The sequence below is a fragment of the Bradyrhizobium sp. genome (genome assembly GCF_004799445.1).
Taxonomy (GTDB): domain Bacteria; phylum Pseudomonadota; class Alphaproteobacteria; order Rhizobiales; family Xanthobacteraceae; genus Bradyrhizobium.
This window is the reverse complement of record NZ_SSNA01000158.1, coordinates 18,513-40,542: the sequence shown is the minus strand read 5'-3', so window position 1 is coordinate 40,542 and position 22,030 is coordinate 18,513. Positions and strand designations below refer to the sequence as shown.

Below are 22,030 nucleotides of genomic sequence, written 5' to 3'. Positions count from 1 at the left end.
GGCGTCGTCACGGCCAAGGGCGCCAACATTCTGGAGCTCGGCAAGGACGTGGCCGCCGCCACCGCGGAATTCATGAAGGCGGTGCCGCTGGGCATCAATGTCGACCGCATCGCCGACCAGCCGGAGGTCGTCGAGCACGCGGTCTCCGAATTCGTTCACTCCTTCATTGAGGCGCTCGCGATCGTGCTGTTCGTCTCCTTTGTCGCGCTGGGCTGGCGCACCGGCATCGTGGTGGCGCTGTCGGTGCCGCTGGTGCTGGCGATCGTCTTTATCGTCATGAATGCGATGTCGCTCGATCTGCACCGCATTACGCTCGGCGCCCTGATCATCGCGCTCGGGCTATTGGTCGACGACGCCATCATCGCGGTCGAGATGATGGTGGTGAAGATGGAGCAGGGCTGGGACCGCGTCCGCGCGGCGTCGTTTGCCTGGGAATCCACCGCGTTTCCGATGCTGACGGGAACGCTGGTCACCGCGGCCGGTTTCCTGCCGATCGGCTTTGCTAATTCGGCCGTCGGCGAATATGCCGGCGGCATCTTCTGGATCGTGGCGATCGCGCTAGTCGCGTCCTGGTTCGTGGCGGTGATCTTCACGCCCTATATCGGCGTCAAGCTGTTGCCGAACATCACGGTCAGCCACAACCACGATCCGCATGCGGTGTACGAAACCCGCGTCTACCGGATCCTGCGCGGCATGATTCAATGGTGCGTCAACCACCGCATCAAGGTGGTGCTGGCGACCGTCGGCGTCTTCGCGCTCTCGATCGTGGCGTTCGGCCACGTCCAGCAGCAGTTCTTCCCGCTGTCGGAGCGGCCTGAATTGTTCCTGCAGCTGCGACTGCCCGAAGGCACCGCGTTCAACGTCACCGAAAAGTCCGTCAAGAAGGCGGAAGCGCTGCTGAAAGACGACCAGGACATCGCGACCTACACCTCCTATGTCGGCCAGGGCTCGCCGCGCTTCTGGCTCGGGCTCAACCCGCAGCTGCCGAACGAGGCCTTCGCCGAGATCGTGATCGTCGCCAAGAACGTGGCGGCGCGCGAGCGGATCAAGGCGCGCATCGAGAAGGAGGTCGAAGGCGGGACATTGACCGAGGCGCGCGTGCGCGTCGATCGCTTCAACTTCGGACCGCCGGTCGGCTTTCCGGTCCAGTTTCGCGTGATCGGCCCGGATGCCCAGACCGTCCGCGACATCGCCTACAAGGTGCGCGACGTCGTCAGGCAGAATGAAAGCATCAGGGATCCGCAGCTCGACTGGAACGAGCAGTCGCCCTACCTCAAGCTCGTGGTCGACCAGGACCGCGCCCGCGCGCTCGGCCTCACCCCGCAGGACGTCTCGCAGGCGCTGAGCATGCTGATCTCGGGCGTGCCGGTGACGACCATGCGCGACGGCATCGAGAAGGTCGATGTGGTGGCTCGCGCGGTGCCGTCCGAGCGGCTCGATCTCGGCCATGTCGGCGACCTCACCGTGACGTCGCGCAACGGCGTGGCGGTGCCGCTGCAGCAGATCGCCAGGATCGAATACGCCCATGAGGAGCCGATCATCTGGCGGCGCAACCGCGACATGGCGATCACGGTGCGCGCCGACGTCGCTGACGGCGTGCAGGCCCCTGACGTGACCAACCAGATCTGGCCCAAACTGCAGGAGATCCGCGACAGCCTGCCGCCGGCCTACCGGATCGAGCCGGGCGGTGCGTTCGAGGAATCCGCCAAGGGCAACGCCTCGATCTTCGTGCTGTTTCCGCTGATGGTGATCGTGATGCTGACCCTGCTGATGATCCAGCTGCAGAGTTTTTCGCGGCTGATCCTGGTGTTCCTCACCGCGCCGCTCGGCATCGTCGGCGCCTCGCTCGGGCTGAACGTCGCGAACCAGCCGTTCGGCTTCGTGGCGCTGCTCGGGTTGATCGCACTGGCCGGCATGATCATGCGCAATGCGGTGATTTTGGTCGACCAGATCGAGACCGACGTCGCCCACGGCCTGACGCGGAAGGAAGCCATCGTGGAAGCCACCGTCCGGCGGGCCCGCCCGGTGGTGCTGACGGCGCTCGCGGCCATCCTGGCGATGATACCGCTGTCGCGCTCGGCGTTCTGGGGCCCGATGGCGATCACCATCATGGGCGGCCTGTTTGTCGCCACCTTCCTCACCCTGCTGTACCTGCCGGGCCTCTATGCGCTTTGGTTCCGCAACAGCCTTGAAGAAAGCGGCGGCAGCCAACATGTGGGCCTTGCGCCGCAACATCCAGGCATCGCCGAACCCGCATTTCCGCTTGCTGCGGCGGCGGAATAATTGAACATTGCAGCATGATCCGGGTACCTTTTTCCTGAAAAGGTCATGCTGAAACAAAGAACCGAATAGACTGAATCGAGTGCCGAAATGACGCTGATCGCCGAACATATCGAGCCGGATACAAGGGAACGCATTCTCGTGGTGGCGGAGCGTCTGTTTCGCCAGATCGGTTACCAGAAGACCACGGTCGCCGACATCGCCAAAGAACTGCACATGAGCCCGGCCAACGTCTACCGCTTCTTCGATTCGAAGAAGGCGATCCACGAAAGCGTCGCCCGCAGCCTGATGGGCGAGGTCGAGATCGAGGCGCAGCGGATCGCCAACGCGCCGGGTCCGGCGGCGCCCCGCCTGCGCGAGCTGCTGACCACCGTTCATCGCATGAACCGGGAGCGCTATGTCGGTGATTCCAAGCTCCATGAGATGGTCGAGATCGCGATGGAGGAAAGCTGGGAGGTCTGCGTGGCCCACATCCAGCGCGTCACCGAGAGCATTGGTGCGGTGATCGGGCAGGGGATGGCGTCGGGTGAATTCGAGAAGAAAGACGTGCTGCTGGCGGCGTTGTGCACCTGCACGGCGATGGTCAGGTTCTTCCATCCCCAGATGATTGCGCAATCCATGAACAAGCCGGGACCATCGATCGACCAGATGATCGATTTCGTTCTCGCCGGGCTGGCGCCGCACGTTGATACCGCGAAAAGTTGAAAACGAGAGAATCTATCCCGTCATTGCGAGCGGAGCGAAGCAATCCATGGAGCACCTAACGCGCGTATGGATTGCTTCGTCGCGGAGCCTGTCATCGGGCGCGCATTCGCGCGACCCGTTGCCTCCTCGCAATGACGGCCAAACCTGAAGAAAGATACGACCGTGGACGCATCAAGCCCGAAAGACCTGCATTATTACGAGCCGCGCAATGGCCATGGCCTCAGGCACGACCCGTTCAATGCCATCATTGCCCCGCGCCCGATCGGCTGGATCTCGTCGCGCGACACCAGGGGCCACGTCAATCTCGCGCCCTACAGCTTCTTCAACGGGTTCTGCTACACGCCTCCGATCATCGGATTTTCATCGACCGCCTGGAAGGACAGCGTCGGCAATATCGAGGAGACCGGGGAATTCGTCTGGAATCTCGCGACCCGGGATCTGGCGAAGCAGATGAACCTGACCGCCGCGCATGTCCCCCAAGACGTCAGCGAATTTGAAATCGCCCGGCTGACGGAGGCGCCCTGCAAGCTCGTCGGCGTGCCCCGGGTTGCGGAAAGCCCGGTGTCGTTTGAATGCAAATTGTCGCAGATCGTTCAGTTGCAGGGTGCCGACGGCAGGAAGGCGCAGGCCTGGCTCGTGCTCGGCGAGGTCGTCGCCGTCCACATCGACAAGGCCCTCATCAAGGACGGCGTCTATCAGACCGCGCTGGCGCGGCCCATCGTGCGTGCCGGCCGCAAGGGCGACTATTTTGAAATCAGGCAGGATGCCATGTTCGAGATGCCGCGGCCGGATTAAAGCCGTATTGACGCTAAGTGACTGATCGCGTTTCGGAACTGTTGCGGCCGCCCGCCGTTATCCACCCGACCCGTGCCGGCATCAATTTCATTTTATTCAAGGGCGAAGTATCAACCAAAGCTCACGCATTTCGCTAGAGTGAGTCGCCCGTTGGCATAAGTGTAGTTGCCGCATCGCGCCGCTGCGCCGACCCTTAAGGACACAGCCCATGAGCTCCTTCCGCCGCGACTTCATCACCAAGCCAATCTTTTCCTGGGCCCGCGGCGTGTTGCCGGCGATGTCGGACACTGAGCGCGAGGCGCTGGAGGCCGGCGATGTCTGGTGGGACGCCGACCTCTTCACCGGCAATCCCGACTGGTCGAAACTGCTCGCCACGGCGCCGGCGACGCTGACGGCCGAGGAGAAAGCCTTCCTCAACGGCCCGGTCGACGAGCTCTGCGCGATGCTCGACGACTGGAAGATCAACTGGGAATGGCGCGACCTGCCGGCCGAGGTCTGGGCCTTCATCAAGCGCAACAAATTCTTCGGCATGATTATCCCGAAGGAACATGGCGGGCTCGGCTTCTCGCCCTACGCGCATTCGGAAGTGGTGCGCAAGCTTTCGTCGCGTTCGCTGACCGCCGCCGTCACCGTGATGGTGCCGAACTCGCTGGGGCCGGGCGAACTGTTGATGCGCTTTGGCACCAAGGAGCAGCAGCAGCAATGGCTGCCGCGCCTGGCCGATGGCCGCGACATTCCCTGCTTCGGACTGACCAGCCCGGAGGCCGGCTCCGATGCCGCGTCGATGATCGATAGCGGCGTGATCTGCAAGGGCACGTTCGAGGGCCGCGAAGTGCTGGGACTGCGCCTCAACTGGCACAAGCGTTACATTACGCTGGGTCCGGTCGCGACGCTGTTGGGGCTGGCCTTCAAGGCCTATGATCCGGATCATCTGGTCGGGACCGCGGACGACCTCGGCATCACCGTGGCGCTGATTCCGACCCATCTTCCCGGCGTTTCGATTGGGCAGCGTCACCTGCCGGCGATGCAGGTGTTCCAGAACGGTCCGAACTGGGGCAAGGACGTCTTCATTCCGATGGATTACATCATCGGCGGGCAAGAACGTCTCGGCCAGGGCTGGAAGATGCTGATGACGGCGCTCGCCGCCGGACGCGGCATCTCGCTGCCGTCGCTGTCGGCGGCGGGTGCGGCCTATGCGGCGCGAACCACCGGCGCCTATGCGCGGATTCGCGAGCAGTTCGGCATCTCCATCGGCAAATTCGAAGGCATCGAGGAGCCGCTCGCCCGCATCGCCGGCACCGCCTATCTGCTCGATGCGGCGCGGCGGCTGACCTGTGCCGCGCTCAATCAGGGTCATCATCCGGCGGTGATTTCCGGGATCATGAAGCTGCAGGCCACCGAGCGGATGCGGATCGCGATCGACGACGCGATGGATATCCACGGCGGCAAGGCCGTGATCGACGGTCCGCAGAATTACCTGGGAAATCTTTATCGCTCGGTGCCGGTCGGCATCACGGTCGAGGGCGCCAATATCCTGACCCGCAATCTGATCGTGTTCGGGCAGGGCGCGATCCGCGCGCATCCTTATTTGTTGCTGGAAATGAACGCGCTTGGCGAGCAGGACCGCGCCAAGGGGCTGGACGATTTCGACACGGCATTCTGGAAGCATGTCGGCCACAGTTTTACGACCATGTTCCGAGCCTGGGGTCGCAGCTGGACCTTTGGAATGTTCGCGCCGGCGCCGGACGCCGGCGAGGCGAGCGGATTTTACCGCCAGCTCTCGCGTTACTCGTCGGCCTTCGCGCTGTGCGCCGACATGGCGCTGTTGACGCTGGGCGGCGCGCTCAAGCGCAAGGAAATGCTCTCGGCGCGGTTCGGCGACATCCTGTCCGAATTGTATCTGCTCTCGGCCGTGCTCAAGCGCTGGCAGGACGAGGGACGCCAGGCGGCCGACTTTGCCGCGCTTGAATGGTGCATGGAAAGCGGCTTCCGCACCATCGAGAATCGTTTCGCGGAAATCCTGGCGAATTTGCCGAACAGGTTCGTCGCCGTCGTCCTCAAGTTCCTGATCCAGCCGTTCGGTGCCCGCGTGCTCGGCCCGTCGGACCTTGTGGTGCATCAATGCGCGCAGCTGGTGCTGGAGCCGTCGGCGGCGCGTGATCGGCTGACCGCGGATCTGTCGCATGTCGAGGATGACCGCGGCGTCGCGCGGCTGGAGAAGGCCTTCCTGCTCGTCACCGCCGCTGAGGATATCGCCAAGCGAATGCATGCCGCGCGTCTTCACGACCTGAAGGAAGCGGTGACCAAAGGCGTCATTACCCAGGCGGAGGCCGACCAGCTCGCCGCGGCCCACGAAGCCGCCGCAAAGGTGATCGAGGTCGATGATTTCGCACCGGAGGCGCTGTCGCCGATCTACAAGAAGCCGGCCGACGTGCACCAGTTCTTTCAGGAGCTCGGTGATACCAGGGTGGCGAGCTGATGACGCGACCGGTCTTTATTATCGACGGCAGCCGGACGCCGTTCCTCAAGGCGCGCAGCGGGCCGGGACCTTTCACGCCGGTCGACCTCGCCGTCCAGTGCGGCCGGCCACTGCTCGCCCGGCAACCCTTCGCGCCGACGGCGTTCGATCAGGTCATCCTCGGCTGCGTCAATGTCATTGCCGACGAGATGAACCCGGCCCGGGTCGCGGCCCTTCGGCTCGGCATGAGCGAAGCGATGGTGGCGTTCACGGTGCAGATCAATTGCGGCTCCGGCATGCAGTCGATCGACACCGGGTATCGCTATATCCGCGAGGGTAATTCCGATCTGATTTTGGCAGGCGGCGCGGAAGCCTTGAGCTATGCGCCCTTGGTGTGGCCGCAGCAGGGGGTGCGCTGGTTCGCGAGGTTAGCCGGCGCCAAGGGCGTTCTCGCCAAGTTGGCCGCGATCGCCAAGGCGCGTCCGGCCTATTTCAAGCCGATCATCGGCCTGGAGCGCGGCCTGACCGACCCGATCACCGAGCTCAACATGGGTCAGACCGCCGAGGTGGTCGGTCATCTCTTCGGCATCACGCGCGCGCAGTCCGACGCCTATGCCGCCGAAAGCCACAAGCGGCTGGCGAATGCGCAAGCGCAAGGCTTTCTCAAAGGCGAGGTCGAGACCGCGTTCGCCCGCGACGGCCAATTCTACGATCACGATGATGGCGTGCGGCCGGATTCCACGCCGGAGAAACTGGCGGGATTGAAGCCGGTGTTCGAGCGGCCCTGGGGCCAGGTCACCGCCGGCAACTCCTCGCAGATCACCGACGGCGCATGCTGGACCATCCTGGCTTCGGAAGATGCGGTCAAAAAGCATGGCCTGACACCGAAAGCCGTCATCGTCGACAGCCAGTGGTCGGCGCTCGATCCCTCGATCATGGGGCTCGGCCCGGTGCTGTCGGCGACCGAACTTTTGAAGCGCAACAAATTGTCGCTCGGCGACATCGAGACCTGGGAATTGAACGAAGCGTTCGCCACCCAGGTGCTGGGATGTCTCGCGGCGTGGGACGACGAAAAGTTCTGCCGCGAGATCTTGGGCCTTGATGGGGCCGCGGGGCAGATCGACCGCGCGAAACTGAATGTCGATGGCGGCGCCATCAGCCTCGGCCATCCCGTCGGCTGCAGCGGCAACCGCATCGTGCTGCATCTGGTAAACGCGATGAAGCGGCTCGGCACCAAACGCGGCATCGCCACCGAATGCATCGGCGGCGGGCTGGGCGGCGCGATGTTGATCGAGACGGTATAGGGAACGCCATGGACAGCAGAATCATGGACGTCCTCAAAGATCGGGTGCTCGAGCTCGGGCCGCAGCCGGATGCGAACGGTCCCTATCGGAATTTCAAGCTGACGCGGGATGCCGACGGCATCGCCTGGCTATTGTTCGATCGCGCCGGGACCAGTGCCAACACGCTGTCGGCCGACGTGATCGCGGAACTCGACACCGTGCTCGCGGCGCTGGAAAGCGAGCGGCCCACCGGACTGGTTATTCGCTCGGCGAAGACCTCCGGCTTCATCGCCGGCGCCGACGTCAACGAATTCCGCGGCGCCGCCGATCCGCACCCGGTTGAGACCGCCATCGGCCGGGCGCACGCGGTGATCGACCGCCTCGAAGCCTTGAAGGTTCCGAGCGTGGCCGTGATCCACGGCTTTTGCCTCGGCGGCGGGCTGGAAGTGGCACTGGCCTGTCAGTCGCGGATTGCGATCGACGGCGCGCGCTTTGGCTTTCCCGAAGTAATGCTTGGCCTGCACCCCGGTCTCGGCGGCACCGCGCGCTTCACCCATCTGGTCAATCCGATGCAGGCGATGACCTTGATGCTGACCGGCAAGACCATCGACGCTCGGCGGGCGAAATCGCTCGGGCTGGTCGATGCCGTGACGCAGGAGCGGCATGTTCGCAATGCCGTCAAGGACGCGGTGTTCGGCCACCTGAAACGCGCCCGCCCCGGACTTCTCAACACCGTCCTGAATTCAGGCCCGGCAAGAGGTTTTCTCGCCTCGCGGATGCGCAGTGAAGCCGCCAAGGCGGCGTCGCCCGAGCATTATCCCGCGCCTTTCGGCCTGATCGATCTCTGGGAAAAGCACGGCGGCGACAAGGCCGCGATGCTGGCCGCCGAAAAGAGCTCGTTCGCCCATCTGATGGTGACGCCGACCGCGCAAAACCTGATCCGGGTGTTCTTCCTGCGCGAGCAGATGAAGAAGCTTGCCGGCAGCGGCAACACGATCAGCCACGTTCACGTCATCGGCGCCGGCGCGATGGGCGGCGACATCGCGGCCTGGTGCGCCAATCAGGGGCTCAAGGTAACGCTCGCCGACATGAAGCCCGAGCCGATCGCGGGCGCCGTGAAGCGCGCCGCCGATCTGTTCGGCAAGATCATGCGCAAGCGCACCGATATCCGTGACGCGCTGGACCGGCTGATGCCCGATCTCGAAGGCGAGGGCGTCCGCACCGCCGATCTGATCATCGAAGCGGTGCCGGAAAAACTCGAGCTGAAGCAGAAGGTCTATGCCGGCCTCGAGCCGAAGATGAAGGCAGGCGCGATCCTCGCCACCAACACCTCGAGCATTCCGCTGCAGGACTTGCGGGCGACATTGAAGGCGCCGGAGCGGCTGGTCGGACTGCACTTCTTCAATCCGGTCTCGCGGCTGCAACTGGTCGAGGTCGTCAGCCATGACGGCAGCGATCCGCAACTGCTGAAGCAGGCGCTGGCCTTTGTCGGCGCCATCGACCGCCTGCCGCTGCCGGTCAAGAGTTCGCCGGGCTTTGTCGTCAACCGCGCGCTGACGCCCTACATGTTGGAAGCGATGGTGATGCTGGACGAGAACATCGACAAGGCCACCATCGACGCGGCGGCGGAAAAATTCGGCATGCCGATGGGTCCGATCGAGCTTGCCGATCAGGTCGGCCTCGATATCTGCCTTGCCGTCGGCGACATGCTGCGCTCGAAATTCGGTGATCTGCTGCCGCCGACGCCGGCCTGGCTGCGTGAGAAAGTGGCAAAGGGCGAGCTCGGCCGCAAGACCGGCAAGGGGTTCTATGTCTGGAAGGACGGCAAGGCCGACAAGGCGCCGGCTTCGTCGGTCGCAGCGCAGCCGACGCCGCAAATGATCGACCGGCTGGTGCTGCCGATGTCGAATGTCTGCGTCGAGTGCCTGCGCGAGGGCATCGTCGACAATCCCGACATGGTCGACGGCGCGATGATCTTCGGCACCGGCTATGCGCCGTTCCGCGGCGGTCCGCTGAACTACGCGCGAAGCCGGGGTGCGGAGGATGTGGTGGCGACGTTGCGCGCGCTCGCTACCAAGTTCGGCGGCCGGTTCACGCCGGATGCCGGCTGGGATAGTTTCAAGTAGCACCGCATCGATTCGACGGGGACTTTTCAGGACATGACCGACACCCAGGCCGTTCACACCCCGCCGCTCGCGGAAACCGAACCCTGCGGAGATCTCTGCACCCGCACGCTGGCGATGCCGGCCGACACCAACCAGAACGGCGACATTTTCGGCGGCTGGCTGCTGAGCCAGATGGACATCGGCGGCGGCGTCTGCGCCTCCAAGCTCGCCAAATCGCGCACCGTGACGGTAGCGATCGAGGCAATGAATTTCCGCAAGCCGGTCTATGTCGGCGATCTCGTTTCCGTGCACGCCAACCTGGTCAAGATCGGCAGGACATCGATCACCGTCCATATCGAGGCCTGGGTCCTGCGCCGCAAGGAGATGCAGTCGATCCTGGTGACCGACGGCAATTTTACCTATGTCTCGATCGACGAGCAGGGACATCCGCAAGCAATCAAGCAGGACCCGCCGCCGATTTCGGCGTGACGATATTTGTCGCGGCCGGCCATCACGGCCTGTGCTGCCCTGAGGAAACGGCTCGAGCCGAGGAGATCCCCGATGTCAAAGCAAGATTCAAGAACAGCCACGCAGACGACGCGCAGGGCGGCGCTCGGCGCGATAGCCGGGTTCGGTGCCGTAGCGGCAGGCGGCCTGCCACAGTTGGCGCAGGCTCAAGGCGTCCAAAAGACCTTCGTGCTGGTTCACGGCACCTGGCACGGCGGCTGGTGTTGGCGCCGGGTCGCGGACGCGCTCGAGAAGAAGGGGCACAAGGTTTATGCGCCGTCATTGACCGGATTGGCCGACCGCTCACATCTCCTGACCAGGGATGTCAATCTGACCACCCATGTCAGCGACGTCGTCAATCTGGTGAAATGGGAGGACTTGAAGGACGTCGTCCTGGTCGGCCACTCATCCGCGGGGTTCGTGATCACTGAGGCCGCCGAGCAGATCGGCCCATCCGTAGCCTCCATCGTCTATCTCGACGCCTTCGTTCCGCAGCCCGGCGATAACCTGATATCGCTCGCCAATCCCGGCCCCAGGAAGGCGCTCGAGGATGCGGTGGCCCGTGGTGATCTGGTGGCGAAGCCGGTTCCGGCCGCGGCGTTCAAGGTCAACGAGAAGGACCGGGCCTGGGTGGATGCCAAATGCACGGCCCACCCGCTTGCCGCGGTGGTCGAGAAGATCACCGGCGCCGCAGCCCGCGAGAAGATTGCCCGCAAGACCTACATCCGGGCCTCGGGCTTCGACAGTCCGGTGTTCGATCAGACCCTGGCAAGGTTGAAAACCGCGCCAGGCTGGAAGACCTATGAGGTATCGTCGGGCCACGACGTCATGGTCGACATGCCCGACCGGTTGGTCGAAATCCTGATCGAGGTGGCTTAACGCGTTTTCAAGCGAAGTGCCGACCGGTTCACGTCAAGAAAATGCGTCAAATCAAGAATCTGGAGCCCCGTTTCAATTCAAGCGAAACGGGGCTCTAGCAGCGCGCAAGATATGCATTCGCGCATCAAGCAGGACCCGCCGCCGATTTCGGCATGACGATCATCATCGCTTTTGTCTTCTGCGCTGCTCCGCCGCATCGCCCGTGATGCTTTCCGTTCCCCTAGGCCCGGCAACGTTGCAAAATGGGTCTCGTGATCCCATGTTTCATCAAGCGAGAGTAGGGAGGCTTTGTCATGAAAGCGGTATTCCAGGCGGGATGTGTTCTGCTCGCATGCGCGCTTACCTCAATCGAGATCGCCGCGGCGCAACCCGCCAACAAGGGATGCTCGTCGGAAAATTCGATTGTCGCGCAAACATTGCATTGCGAGGGCGGGGTGACCATCATCGCCGAAAATGGCGCCCGATATACGCTGCGGGATCGCAACGGCAAAGGCCGCGTGGATGCGGTCGAACTGACCGGTGGGGCCGTGCTGGTCGAGGTTCCGAAAAAACCGGGTGGAAATAAGTTTGAGGTCATTACACCTCAGGCGATCGCTGCGGTGCGCGGCACGAAATGGGCGGTTGATGCCGCCGAAAACAAGACGTCCGTCTTTGTCGTCGACGGGCGGGTCGCCGTTGGACGACGCGCGGGCGGTCATGGCGTGACCCTGGGAGCCGGCGAAGGTGTTGATGTTGAAGATGCCGGCCCCTTGACGGTGAAGCGTTGGCCTTCACCGCGGGTGTCTGCCTTGATGGCGCGTCTCGGACAGTAAGCCCACGAATGAGCGGTCGCTATCTCCAGGCCATATTCGCTGTCGCTTTGGCGGCGATCTGGGGATTCGGTATCTATTTCGAACACGATCGGGGTCACCTGCGATTTCTTGATCGCGTCGAATCCACGACGAGCGATCTTCGAACGCTTGTTCGCGGCGTGAGGGTGCCGCCGGATATCGTGACCATTGTCGCGATCGACGACGCCATCGTGAAGCTGAAGGGCGTCTACCCGCTGCCCCGGATTGATCTTGCGAGGATCGTGGAGGTGATCGCGCGGCTGGAGCCGAAAGTCATTGCGGTCGATCTCCTCCTGGTCGACAACGGCGCCGATGATGCCGATGACGCCCTGGCGAAGTCGCTCGCGGCGCGCCCCGCCGTAATTGCGGCCGCCGCAGTATTCCCGGAAGCCAGTCAGTCGATTTTTGCCGAAAATGACCAGGGTCCACTCGCTCGCCTTCCAAGGGCCGAGAGATTTCTGCTGCCGCTGAAGAAATTCGCGGATCGCGCGCAAGTTGGCATCGCCAACGTGGCGACCGATCCATCCGGTACACCTCGATCGATCCCGATGCTGTTTCGAACCAGCGACATGGTCGAGTTGTCGTTTCCGCTCCGTGTTGCCGCGCTGGCGACCGGAAAGGAACCTGTGATCGAGCCGAACCATCTGCTGCTGGATCAGCGATCGGTCACCACCGATGTCGATCATGCCCTGCCGATCACGTTTTACGGGCCGCGCCGGACCATCCTCACGATCAGCGCGGCCTCGGTGCTTGCCGGCGATATTGCTCCCGACGCTATTCGAGATCGAATCGTCGTCATCGGTGCTACCGCTACTGGCGGCGGGGATTTTTTCTCCAGCCCGTTCGAGGCGCGATTGCCAGGAGTGGAAGTCATTTCCACGGCCATCACGCACCTGATGGCCGGGGATGGCGCATTGCGGGGGCAGTCCGTGCGCATTGCCGACGGCGTGACTGCGGTCTTGCTGCCGGCAGTTCTCGTGGGTCTGCTGGCGTGGCGCCGAAGTGCGGTGGGCCTTGTTGCGGCTGCGGCCGTCGTCGTGATCTGGACGGTGACGATCTTCCTGGCGTTCTCGTCGGGAATATGGTTGAGCGCGGCCGTGCCGGTCGCCGCCGCGGCGCCGCCGGTGGTTTTGTTCGGAGCCTTTCAACTGTGGTCGGGCGGGCGGCGGGCGCAGTATTTCGCCATGAGGAGCGGGTTGCTCGAACAGTTTCAGGCGCCGGCCATGCAGCAATGGCTGACCCGGGATCCGAATTTTCTTGCTGAACCTGTCCGCCAAAATGCGGCAGTCGTCTTTATCGATCTGTCCGGATTTACATCCCTGAGCGAAGAGCTTGGACCGGACAGCATACGTGAGCTGTTGAAGGATTTTCACGCCCTGGTCGACAAGGAAGCGGTCGCCTGCGGCGGCATGATCACCAGTTTCCTGGGTGATGGCGCCATGATTCTGTTCGGCCTGCCGGTGGCAGCGACGGAAGATGCATCGCGGGCGGCGGATTGCGCTCTTGGGCTTTGCACCAGCAGCGAGCGGTGGCTGGCCTCGCTGCCGCCGTCGACAGCGTCAAGACTTGGATTCAAAGTCGGCGCGCACTTTGGGGCAATCGTTGCCTCCAGGCTTGGCGGCGGAAGCTACCAGCACATCACGGCGACCGGCGACACCGTCAACGTGGCGAGCCGCCTGATGGAAGTAGCGGCCAGCCATGGCGCGAAGCTTGCGCTAAGCGACGAATTGCTCCGTGCGGCTGGCCGGGACTGCGCCTTGTTTCAATCCGGTGTTTTGGTCGGGCCGAGCGAAACCCGGATTCGGGGCCGTTCGGGCTTGCTCACGATCTGGCTTTGGCACAGCGTGGCTTAGCAGCGCGCGAGACCCAACATTCGCAGCTCGGGCTCAATAGCCGCCGCCACCGCCAGCCTTTCGATCGGGATCCTCGTCCATCGGCGGAAACGGGTTGGCCGCGGGTGACCTGGCATTGGCGATCCCGGGGCTTCTGTGGATCTTCTTGTGCTTCTTCATTTGCTTGCTGCTGTCCGCCGCCGCCCTGGCTGGTGTGACCATGGGAACCGCCACCAGCGACGTCGCATAGACGGCCAGTGTCAAAAGCCCTATCGCGAATTTTCTCATGCGCCTCTCCCGATGTGGTTAGGGCAATCCTGTGGCGATGCCCATCTGATGTCACACCGCGCCCCAACAAACATTCCCGGGCAGTCGCAGATTTGTGATTGTTGCCGATTGTGTGGGTGGCGAAGCCGGCTGCCGGCAGCGCGGAACCTTTTCCCACCGGCGCCGTTGTATGCGCGCCCTCGGAAAGCGAGAGGCGCGGGATGGGAAATGTCAGACACTTACATCATCGAAGTCGGCTCGCAGGCGGCGGGAATCGTCGTGCGCGATACCGGCGGCTACCGGTTTTTCGCCGCCTCGCACCGCTTCAACCGGATAGAAGGTGAGCTGTTTCGCAACGCCCGCGAGGCCGAGCGGGCCGCGATCCGGCTTGCAAACGGCGGATTGACGCTGGTCACATAAGGCCCGTCACCCGCGCGACGCCGCCATCGCGATGCCGGGCGCTGGCCTTAACCGTAAAACGGCTTTCGAGTGGAACGGTGCCGGGCAGGCAAATCTGCCGCGTTGACCGGACGACGGAACGGCCGCACCATGGGACAGCCTCGTCTCCTCAAGGTGCGCTGTGACCGTCCTTTCTCACCGCCAAACTGAAATCCTCAATATCGCCCGCGCCCATGGCCGCGTGATGGTGGAGGATCTGGCCCGGCGTTTCGAGGTTTCGGCCCAGACCATCCGCAAGGATCTCAACGATCTCTGCGATCACCGCTCGCTGACGCGGATTCATGGCGGCGCCATCATTGCTTCCGGCGTCGAGAACCTCGCCTATGAGGCGCGCCGTTTCGTCGCCGCCGAGGAAAAGAAGGCGATTGGGGCTGCGGCCGCGGCGCTGATCCCGAACGGCTGCTCGCTGTTCATCAACATCGGCACCACCACCGAAGAGGTCGCCAGCGCGCTGACTTCGCATGAGGATCTGCTGGTCATCACCAACAACCTCAACGTCGCGATGCTGCTATACCGGCACCCGCGTATCGAGGTGATCGTGGCCGGTGGCGCGGTGCGCCGCGCCGACGGCGCGGTGATCGGCTCGACCGCGATCGGCCTGATCGGCCAGTTCAAGGTCGACTTCGCCATCATCGGCGCTTCCGCGATCGACGAAGAGGGGGCGCTGCTCGATTTCGATTATCGCGAGGTGCAGGCCGCCCAAGCCATCATCGCCAACGCGCGCAGCGTGATGCTGGTGGCCGATTCAACGAAATTCACGCGCAGTGCACCGGTGCGTATCGCCGATATCAGCCAGATCCAGACCTTCGTCACCGACGCCGCGCTGCCGGCCGGGCTTGCCAATATCTGCCACAGCAGAGGCATCCAGGTGATCGAGGCGATGCCCCATGCGGGCGATGATTCCGATACGCCTGATAGCGAAGCCCCCGACGCGACAAGCGCTCCGTCGTCCCTGGTCCGATTGCGATAGCCTCATCCGGCCTGCGTGCGTGCGCCCGCATGGGTCCAGGATATGACATCCCGGCGGAAATTCTTTCCGCTCGCCGGAACGTGAAAAGACCTTCCATGTATGGCAGAAATTTCAGCAAGAATAACCGACATTATTGCCATAGAACTGCACACGACGCAGTCGGTCTCCATCTGATGCGATAGGAAAAGCGTTGCGTACGGCGGTCTTGTCGCGGTCGATGTCGGTGGGCGATTGGGGGCAGCTTGTGCTGCTCGGCTTTCTCTGGGGCGGCTCCTTCTTCTTCGCCCGCATTGCCGTCGCCGAGATTCCGCCGTTGGCCCTGGTCCTCTATCGCGTCTCGATCGCAGCGCTGGTCCTGCATCTTTGGTTGGGGCTGCGCGGCATTTCCTTCGCGCCCGTTCTCGACCGGCCCGGCTCGTTCCTGGTGCTGGCCCTGCTCAACAATGTGATTCCGTTTTCCCTGATTTTCAGCGGACAAACGCAAATCGGCGCGGGCCTCGCATCCGTGTTTTACGCGACCACGCCGCTTTGGACGATCCTCGTTGCGAACCTGCTGACATCAGACGAAAAGCTCTCGGCCGCGAAACTCGCCGGCGTGGCGCTTGGGATGGCCGGAGCGGCCATCATGATCGGTCCCGGACTTCTATCCGGACTTGGCGGCCCGGCATGGGCGAAGCTCGCGGTCATCGGGGCCGCCATCTCGTATGCTTTTGCCGTCGTCTACGCCAAGCGCTTCAAGGATATCAAGCCGACCGTCGTCGCAACCGGCCAACTTACGGTCGCAGCAATACTCATGGCGCCGATCGTCCTTTTTCTCTACAGCCCGGAGCAGATCGTCACTTCGAGCATTCCCATATGGACGGCGATCCTCGTGCTCGCGGTCTTCACCACGGCATTCGCGTTCTGTATTTCAATCTCATCGCCTCTGCGGGGGCAACGAACGCATCCCTGGTCACGCTGCTGGTGCCTCTCAGTGCGATCATGCTCGGCGCCGTGTTTCTTGGTGAAAGGCTGAAGCCGTTCGAGCTGTTCGGGATGATATTGATCATGACCAGCCTGGTCATGATGGATGGCCGGCTGCTTCGCCGCTGAACGATCGCGCAACTTTCCGTCCCGCAAACCGAGGGGCCATCGGCACTTTGTCGTTGCTTTCACATTTGGTTGTGATTTAATCCAAACCGAAAGCGAAATCGCCGAAGCGAAGGCGAGTCGCCGGGGGAAGCGTCGTTTGGAGCGGATTTTCGACCTCGCAATCATTGGGGGCGGCGTCAACGGCTGCGGCATCGCGCGCGACGCGGCCGGCCGGGGAAATTCTGTTTTCCTGTGTGAAATGAATGATTTGGCGAGCGGGACGTCGTCCTGGTCGACCAAGCTCGTGCATGGCGGGCTGCGCTATCTCGAATACTACGAGTTCCGCCTGGTGCGGGAGGCGCTGATCGAGCGTGAAATCCTCTGGGGCATCGCGCCGCACATCATCCGCCCGCTTCGCTTCGTGCTGCCGCACCATGACGGCTTGCGGCCGGCCTGGCTGTTGCGGCTCGGGCTGTTCCTTTACGACCATATCGGCGGCCGGCATTTGCTGCCGCCGACACGTTCGGTTGATCTGACCCGCGACGAAGTCGGCAAGCCGCTGGTGCCGCATCGCTTCACCAAAGGCTTCGAATATTCCGACTGTTTCGTCGACGACGCGCGGCTTGTGGTTCTCACCGCGCGCGATGCCGCCGACCGCGGCGCGGAAATCCGCACCCGCAGCCGCGCGGTCGAGATCCGGCAGACCGATGGCATCTGGCAGGTCACGGTCGAGAACACTTTTGGCGGCGAGCGCTCGACCATCCGTGCCCGCGTGCTCGTCAATGCCGGCGGTCCGTGGGTCGAACAGGTGCTGGCGGCGGGCTCCGGCGTCAACGCGCGCGCCAAGGTGCGGCTGGTGCAGGGCTCCCACATCGTCGTGCGCAAACTCTACCAACACGACCGCGCCTACATGTTCCAGAACAGCGACGGCCGGATCGTCTTCGTGATTCCCTACCAGGACGACTTCACGCTGATCGGCACCACCGATCGCGATTACGACGGCGACCCCGCCAAGGTGAAAGCCTCGGCCGAGGAGATCCAGTATCTCTGCGATTCCGTCAGCGAATACCTGGCAAACCCGGTCAAGCCTTCGGATGTGGTCTGGACCTATGCCGGGGTTCGCCCGCTCTATGATGATGGCGCCAGCGATGCCAAGGCCGCTACCCGCGAATACGTCTTCGAACTCGACACGCCCGGCGGCGCGCCGCTGCTGTCGATCTACGGCGGCAAGATCACCACCCATCGGCGCCTCGCCGAAGAGGCGCTCGAAAAGCTTGGCCCCTATCTGAACGGCAGCAAGGCGCGCGAAGGCTGGACCGGCAAGGCGCCGCTGCCCGGCGGCGACATGGATGTCTCGGCGGTCCCGGCGCTTTCGGCGGAACTGGTGCGCAACTATCCATTCCTGACGGCATCCCATGCCAACCGGCTGGCGCATGCCTACGGCACGCGCGCCGGCAAGCTGCTCGGCACCGCGAAATCCCTTGGCGATCTCGGCCGGTCGTTCGGCGCCAGCTTGACGGAGGCCGAAGTCAGGTACCTGATGCAAACCGAATGGGCTTGCACCGCCGAAGACGTTGTATGGCGGCGGTCCAAGCTCGGATTGCGACTGACGTCTTCGGAAATTGCCGCCCTTGACGACTGGATATCAGCCCATCGCGTCTCTCCCGAGAGCCCCTTGCGTGAAGCGGGAGGGCGGCCATGAGCGTTGAGCTGGAGCACGTCTGGCGATCGGTCGACGGCATTGCGGCGATTCGCGACGTTTCGTTGACGCTCGAGCGCGGCACCCTGAGCGTGTTGCTCGGCCCGACGCTGTCGGGCAAGACATCGATCATGCGGCTTTTGGCCGGACTCGACAAACCGACATCAGGCCGCGTCCTGGTCGACGGCAAGGATGTCACCGGCGCCGACGTGCGGCGGCGTTCGGTGGCGATGGTCTATCAGCAGTTCATCAACTACCCCTCGCTGACCGTCTATGAAAACATCGCTTCGCCGCTGCGGGTGCAGGGCAAGCCGCGCGCGGAGATCGAAAAGCGCGTCCAGGAGGCGGCGAGGCTGCTGAAGCTCGAGCCGTATCTGAACCGCACGCCGCTGCAATTGTCCGGCGGCCAGCAGCAGCGCACCGCGATCGCCCGCGCGCTGGTGAAGGGCGCCGATCTGGTGCTGCTCGACGAGCCGCTCGCCAATCTCGACTACAAGCTGCGCGAGGAATTGCGCACGGAATTGCCGCGCATTTTCGAGGCTTCCGGCGCGATCTTCGTCTATGCCACCACCGAGCCCTCCGAGGCGCTGTTGCTGGGCGGCCGCACCATCTGCATGTGGGAAGGCGAGGTGCTGCAGGCCGGTCCGACGCCGAACGTCTACCGCCATCCCGACACGTTGCGCGTCGCCCAGGTGTTTTCCGACCCGCCGCTCAACATCGTCGGCATTGAAAAGAAAAACGGCTCGGTGCAATATGCCGGCGGCGTGCAGGCGCCGGCCGCCGGACTCTATGCAAAGCTCGACGATGGCGCCTACCGGGTCGGCTTCCGCGCCCACCAGTTGGAGGTCGCCAACGGAATCGCCGGCCGCCATGCGTTTCATGCCACGGTGACGGTGACCGAAATCACCGGCTCGGAAAGTTTTGTGCATCTCAACCGCGACGCCTCCAACTGGGTCGCGGTGTTGCAGGGGGTGCACGAATATCCGCCCGGACACCTGCTCGACGCCGTGCTCGATCCGGACAACGTGTTCGTGTTCGACGCCGCCGGCCGGCTGGTCGCCGCGCCGGGCGCGACGTGAGGGACATGCAGCATGGCCCGCATTGACCTGGTCGATCTTGCGCATTCCTACAGCGGCAATGCCGCCGCCGCGGAATCCTTCGCGCTGAAGCCGGTCACGATGACCTGGCGGCAGGGCGGCGCCTATGCGCTGCTCGGGCCGTCGGGCTGCGGCAAGACTACGCTGCTCAATTTGATCTCGGGCATCGTCACGCCGTCGCGCGGCAAGATTCTGTTCGATGGCGTCGACATCACGCCGCTGTCGACGCAGAAGCGCAATATCGCCCAGGTGTTCCAGTTTCCGGTGATCTACGACACCATGACGGTCGGGCAAAATCTGGCATTCCCGCTCAAGAACCGCGGCGTGCCAAAGGTGGAGATCGAAGCGCGCGTCGCCGAGATCGCGCGGCTGCTCGACCTCACGCCTTTTCTTGCGCGCAAGGCGCAGCGGCTGACCGCGGACGCCAAGCAGAAGATCTCGCTCGGCCGCGGACTGGTCCGCTCCGATGTCGCGGCGATCCTGTTCGATGAGCCGCTGACGGTGATCGATCCCGAACTGAAATGGCAATTGCGGTCGAAACTCAAGGCGCTGCATCGCGCGCTCGATTTGACCATGATCTATGTCACCCACGACCAGACCGAGGCGCTGACCTTCGCCGACACCGTGGTCGTGATGCATGACGGCCGCGTGGTGCAGAGCGGCACGCCGGCGGAATTGTTCGACAAACCCGCGCATACCTTCGTCGGCTATTTCATCGGCTCGCCCGGCATGAATATCGTGCCCGCCGAGGTCAGCGGTCGCGAGGCGCGCATCGACGGCCACACCATCGCGCTGAACCGCAGCTATGACCGCCTGCCACCGGGGGCGAAAATCGAGATCGGCGTGCGGCCGGAATTCGTCGATGTCGCGCCGCCGGCGCCGGGTCTGCTCGCGGCCGACATCGAGCGCATCGATGACCTTGGCCGCGTCCGTTTCGCGCGGGTGCGGATCGGCGAGGCGAAATTCTCCGCGAAAGTGCCGCCGGGATTTTCCGTTGCTGGCAACGCCGCCGGCCTGGTGTTCGATCCATCGCACGTTCACGTTTACGCCGACAGCCTCTTGGTCGAGGGGACGGCCTGATGGACAAGACCGTCAACCAGAAGGCCTGGTTCCTGGTGCTGCCGGTGTTCCTGGTGGTGGCGTTCTCGGCGATCCTGCCGCTGATGACGGTGGTGAACTACTCGATGCAGGACACCTTCGGCAACAACCAGTTTTTCTGGAACGGCGTCGGCTGGTTCAAGGAACTGCTCGATCCGTCGACCGATCTCGGCGAGCGGTTTTTCGCTTCACTGTGGCGCAACCTGTTTTTCTCCGCCGTGATCCTCGCGATCGAGGTTCCCTTGGGCATCGTGGTCGCGCTGTCGATGCCGCGGCAGGGCTGGAGCGTGGCGGCCTGCCTCGTGATCCTGGCGCTGCCGCTGCTGATTCCGTGGAACGTGGTCGGCACGATCTGGCAGATCTTCGGCCGGCCCGACATCGGCCTGCTCGGCTATGCGCTGAACAGCATCGGCATCAACTACAACTACGTCTCCAACGATTTCGACGCCTGGGCCACCGTCATCGTGATGGACGTCTGGCACTGGACCAGCCTGGTGGCGCTGTTGTGCTACGCCGGGCTGAAGTCGATACCCGAAGCCTATTATCAGGCGGCGCAGATTGACGGCGCCTCGCGCTGGGCGGTGTTCACCGCCATCCAGCTGCCGAAGATGAACCGCGTGCTGCTGATCGCGGTGCTGCTGCGCTTCATGGACAGTTTCATGATCTACACCGAGCCGTTCGTGGTCACCGGTGGCGGGCCGGGCAACTCGACCACCTTCATTTCCATCGAACTGGTCAAGATCGCGCTCGGGCAGTTCGACCTCGGCAAGGCCGCCGCGCTGTCGCTGGTCTACAACCTGATCATCATCATCGTGTGCTGGATCTTCTACACCGTGATGACCAATGCCGGCACCGAGCGGCGCCCCGACAAGGGAGTCGCGTGATGCATTCGATTCCCGGCCGCCGCCTCATCCTCTCGCTGTTTCTGATCTTCCTGCTGCTGCCGATCTACTGGCTGGTCAATATGAGTTTCAAGACCAACGGCGAGATCGTCTCGACCATGACGCTGTGGCCGCATCAGCCGACCATCGCCCATTACGTGCGCATCTTCACCGACGAGAGCTGGTATTCCGGCTACATCAATTCGCTGAAATATGTGGTGATCAATACGGTGATCTCGATTTCCGTGGCCCTGCCGGCGGCCTACGCGTTTTCGCGCTACCGCTTCCTCGGCGACAAGCATCTGTTCTTCTGGCTGCTGTCGAACCGGATGGCGCCGGCGGCGGTCTATGCGCTGCCGTTCTTCAATCTCTATTCGGCGATCGACCTGTTCGATACGCCATGGGCGGTGGCGCTGGCGCACTGCATCTTCAATGTGCCGCTCGCGGTCTGGATCCTGGAAGGATTCGTCTCCGGCGTGCCGCGCGAGATCGACGAGACCGCGTTCCTGGACGGCTATTCGTTCCCGCGGTTCTTCGTGAAGATATTGGTGCCGCTGATCGCCAGCGGGATCGGCGTCGCGGCGTTCTTCTGCTTCATGTTTTCATGGGTCGAATTGCTGCTGGCGCGCACGCTGACCTCGGTCAACGCCAAGCCGATCGCGGCCGTGATGACCCGCACCGTCTCCGCAGCCGGCATGGACTGGGGCCTGCTGGCGGCCGCCGGCGTGCTGACCATCATTCCCGGCGCGTTGGTGATCTGGTTCGTCCGCAATTACATCGCGCGCGGCTTCGCGCTCGGCAGGGTCTAGGAGGG

The 22,030-nt window shown here is 63.5% G+C and carries 18 protein-coding genes and 1 pseudogene; 18 read left to right on the top strand and 1 reads right to left on the bottom strand.

Translation table 11 applies throughout. From position 1 onward, the window contains the following. From E8A46_RS20985 to E8A46_RS20940, 10 genes are all read left to right on the top strand, one after another. Positions 1-2,283 (top strand): efflux RND transporter permease subunit (locus E8A46_RS20985; protein WP_291565373.1); only part of this gene is annotated, 2,283 nt, incomplete at its 5' end. An 87-nt stretch (positions 2,284-2,370) separates the two neighbouring features. After that, positions 2,371-2,985, top strand: coding sequence for a TetR family transcriptional regulator (locus E8A46_RS20980; protein ID WP_291565370.1), 615 nt, complete (start codon positions 2,371-2,373; stop codon positions 2,983-2,985). Between the two features lie 162 nt (positions 2,986-3,147). Next, positions 3,148-3,780, top strand: coding sequence for a flavin reductase family protein (locus E8A46_RS20975; protein ID WP_291565368.1), 633 nt, complete (start codon positions 3,148-3,150; stop codon positions 3,778-3,780). Between the two features lie 208 nt (positions 3,781-3,988). Then, the gene (locus tag E8A46_RS20970; RefSeq protein WP_291565366.1) at positions 3,989-6,259 is read left to right on the top strand and encodes an acyl-CoA dehydrogenase; all 2,271 of its coding nucleotides are present in this window, start codon (positions 3,989-3,991) and stop codon (positions 6,257-6,259) included. Further along, positions 6,259-7,542: an acetyl-CoA C-acetyltransferase gene (locus E8A46_RS20965; RefSeq protein ID WP_291565364.1), complete on the top strand. Its 1,284-nt coding sequence runs from the start codon at positions 6,259-6,261 to the stop codon at positions 7,540-7,542. Before E8A46_RS20970 ends, E8A46_RS20965 begins: the two co-directional genes overlap by 1 nt. Positions 7,543-7,550: 8 nt before the next feature. Further along, positions 7,551-9,647: a 3-hydroxyacyl-CoA dehydrogenase NAD-binding domain-containing protein gene (locus E8A46_RS20960; protein WP_291565362.1), complete on the top strand. Its 2,097-nt coding sequence runs from the start codon at positions 7,551-7,553 to the stop codon at positions 9,645-9,647. A gap of 33 nt (positions 9,648-9,680) precedes the next feature. Then, positions 9,681-10,115 carry an acyl-CoA thioesterase gene (locus E8A46_RS20955; RefSeq protein ID WP_291565360.1) on the top strand — a complete coding sequence of 145 codons (435 nt, stop codon included), beginning with the start codon at positions 9,681-9,683 and terminating at the stop codon, positions 10,113-10,115. 72 nt (positions 10,116-10,187) lie between these two features. After that, on the top strand, positions 10,188-11,012 hold the full coding sequence (locus E8A46_RS20950) for an alpha/beta hydrolase family protein (protein WP_291565359.1): 825 nt from the start codon (positions 10,188-10,190) through the stop codon (positions 11,010-11,012). A gap of 293 nt (positions 11,013-11,305) precedes the next feature. Beyond that, a complete protein-coding gene (locus E8A46_RS20945) occupies positions 11,306-11,824 on the top strand; it encodes a FecR family protein (protein ID WP_291565356.1) in 519 nt (172 codons plus the stop codon). Between the two features lie 8 nt (positions 11,825-11,832). Further along, positions 11,833-13,695 carry an adenylate/guanylate cyclase domain-containing protein gene (locus E8A46_RS20940; protein ID WP_291565354.1) on the top strand — a complete coding sequence of 621 codons (1,863 nt, stop codon included), beginning with the start codon at positions 11,833-11,835 and terminating at the stop codon, positions 13,693-13,695. Positions 13,696-13,728: 33 nt separating this feature from the next. Here E8A46_RS20940 and E8A46_RS20935 read toward each other — a convergent pair whose 3' ends face one another. Continuing rightward, positions 13,729-13,962, bottom strand: a complete 234-nt coding sequence (locus E8A46_RS20935) for a hypothetical protein (RefSeq protein ID WP_291565352.1) — start codon at positions 13,960-13,962, stop codon at positions 13,729-13,731. A gap of 207 nt (positions 13,963-14,169) precedes the next feature. Here E8A46_RS20935 and E8A46_RS20930 point away from each other — a divergent pair, with 207 nt between their 5' ends. From E8A46_RS20930 to E8A46_RS20895, 8 genes and pseudogenes are all read left to right on the top strand, one after another. Continuing rightward, positions 14,170-14,361: a hypothetical protein gene (locus E8A46_RS20930; protein WP_291565350.1), complete on the top strand. Its 192-nt coding sequence runs from the start codon at positions 14,170-14,172 to the stop codon at positions 14,359-14,361. A gap of 160 nt (positions 14,362-14,521) precedes the next feature. Then, a complete protein-coding gene (locus E8A46_RS20925; RefSeq protein WP_291565349.1) occupies positions 14,522-15,370 on the top strand; it encodes a DeoR/GlpR family DNA-binding transcription regulator in 849 nt (282 codons plus the stop codon). A 217-nt stretch (positions 15,371-15,587) separates the two neighbouring features. Beyond that, positions 15,588-16,462 (top strand): annotated as a pseudogene (locus E8A46_RS20920) (DMT family transporter). A 136-nt stretch (positions 16,463-16,598) separates the two neighbouring features. After that, positions 16,599-18,143 (top strand): glycerol-3-phosphate dehydrogenase, encoded by a 1,545-nt coding sequence (gene glpD / locus E8A46_RS20915; RefSeq protein ID WP_291565347.1) that lies wholly within the window; start codon positions 16,599-16,601, stop codon positions 18,141-18,143. Then, positions 18,140-19,219, top strand: coding sequence for an ABC transporter ATP-binding protein (locus tag E8A46_RS20910; RefSeq protein ID WP_291565345.1), 1,080 nt, complete (start codon positions 18,140-18,142; stop codon positions 19,217-19,219). Before glpD ends, E8A46_RS20910 begins: the two co-directional genes overlap by 4 nt. Before the next feature lie 12 nt (positions 19,220-19,231). Next, a complete protein-coding gene (locus E8A46_RS20905) occupies positions 19,232-20,317 on the top strand; it encodes an ABC transporter ATP-binding protein (RefSeq protein ID WP_291565343.1) in 1,086 nt (361 codons plus the stop codon). Then, positions 20,317-21,219 carry a sugar ABC transporter permease gene (locus E8A46_RS20900; RefSeq protein WP_291565341.1) on the top strand — a complete coding sequence of 301 codons (903 nt, stop codon included), beginning with the start codon at positions 20,317-20,319 and terminating at the stop codon, positions 21,217-21,219. The genes E8A46_RS20905 and E8A46_RS20900 overlap by 1 nt, the downstream gene beginning before the upstream one ends. Next, positions 21,219-22,025: a carbohydrate ABC transporter permease gene (locus tag E8A46_RS20895; protein ID WP_291565338.1), complete on the top strand. Its 807-nt coding sequence runs from the start codon at positions 21,219-21,221 to the stop codon at positions 22,023-22,025. Before E8A46_RS20900 ends, E8A46_RS20895 begins: the two co-directional genes overlap by 1 nt. Positions 22,026-22,030 lie beyond the last annotated feature (5 nt).

Excerpts from the sequence above, each read along its gene's own strand:
- E8A46_RS20980 (WP_291565370.1), top strand. The coding sequence starts at position 2,371 with ATGACGCTGATCGCCGAACATATCGAGCCGGATACAAGGGAACGCATT.
- E8A46_RS20970 (WP_291565366.1), top strand. The coding sequence starts at position 3,989 with ATGAGCTCCTTCCGCCGCGACTTCATCACCAAGCCAATCTTTTCCTGG.
- E8A46_RS20965 (WP_291565364.1), top strand. The coding sequence starts at position 6,259 with ATGACGCGACCGGTCTTTATTATCGACGGCAGCCGGACGCCGTTCCTC.
- E8A46_RS20960 (WP_291565362.1), top strand. The coding sequence starts at position 7,551 with ATGGACAGCAGAATCATGGACGTCCTCAAAGATCGGGTGCTCGAGCTC.
- E8A46_RS20955 (WP_291565360.1), top strand. The coding sequence starts at position 9,681 with ATGACCGACACCCAGGCCGTTCACACCCCGCCGCTCGCGGAAACCGAA.
- E8A46_RS20950 (WP_291565359.1), top strand. The coding sequence starts at position 10,188 with ATGTCAAAGCAAGATTCAAGAACAGCCACGCAGACGACGCGCAGGGCG.
- E8A46_RS20945 (WP_291565356.1), top strand. The coding sequence starts at position 11,306 with ATGAAAGCGGTATTCCAGGCGGGATGTGTTCTGCTCGCATGCGCGCTT.
- E8A46_RS20940 (WP_291565354.1), top strand. The coding sequence starts at position 11,833 with ATGAGCGGTCGCTATCTCCAGGCCATATTCGCTGTCGCTTTGGCGGCG.
- E8A46_RS20935 (WP_291565352.1), bottom strand. The coding sequence starts at position 13,962 with ATGAGAAAATTCGCGATAGGGCTTTTGACACTGGCCGTCTATGCGACG.
- E8A46_RS20930 (WP_291565350.1), top strand. The coding sequence starts at position 14,170 with ATGTCAGACACTTACATCATCGAAGTCGGCTCGCAGGCGGCGGGAATC.
- E8A46_RS20910 (WP_291565345.1), top strand. The coding sequence starts at position 18,140 with ATGAGCGTTGAGCTGGAGCACGTCTGGCGATCGGTCGACGGCATTGCG.
- E8A46_RS20905 (WP_291565343.1), top strand. The coding sequence starts at position 19,232 with ATGGCCCGCATTGACCTGGTCGATCTTGCGCATTCCTACAGCGGCAAT.
- E8A46_RS20900 (WP_291565341.1), top strand. The coding sequence starts at position 20,317 with ATGGACAAGACCGTCAACCAGAAGGCCTGGTTCCTGGTGCTGCCGGTG.
- E8A46_RS20895 (WP_291565338.1), top strand. The coding sequence starts at position 21,219 with ATGCATTCGATTCCCGGCCGCCGCCTCATCCTCTCGCTGTTTCTGATC.